The 405-nt window shown below is 47.4% G+C and carries 2 rRNA genes; both read left to right on the top strand.

The features are described from left to right. Nucleotides 1–122 (top strand): 23S ribosomal RNA (locus HP552_RS00705); the annotation flags it as partial. A 144-nt stretch (nucleotides 123–266) separates the two neighbouring features. Then, nucleotides 267–383, top strand: a 5S ribosomal RNA gene (rrf, locus tag HP552_RS00700). The last annotated feature ends 22 nt before the right edge of the window (nucleotides 384–405 follow it).

The raw sequence follows: 405 nt of genomic DNA, 5'->3' as shown, positions 1-405 counted from the left end.
CCCTCAAGATGAGATTTCCCAGTATGTAAGACCCCTTGAAGACGACGAGGTAGATAGGCTGGGGGTGGAAGTGCAGCAATGCATGGAGCTGACCAGTACTAATCGGTCGAGGGCTTATCCAATATGCAGGTTTTAATCGCAAATTTCGTTTCGGATCTAGTTTTCAGAGAATGATCTCTGAAATGAAAATTGGTACATCACGGAATGTGTGTATTATTTTCAGTTCCATATTTGATTTCAAGAAGCACTGCTTCGACAAAATCACGTTTGGTGGCGATAGCGGAGGGGTTCCACACGTACCCATCCCGAACACGACCGTTAAGCCCTCTAGCGCCGATGGTACTTGGACCGAAGGGTCCTGGGAGAGTAGGACGTTGCCAAGCAAAGAACCACTGCCGATGATAT

It is taken from the genome of Paenibacillus xylanilyticus, assembly GCF_013359935.1.
Classification (GTDB): Bacteria; Bacillota; Bacilli; order Paenibacillales; family Paenibacillaceae; genus Paenibacillus; species Paenibacillus xylanilyticus.
This window is presented reverse-complemented; position numbering and strand designations above follow the sequence as displayed.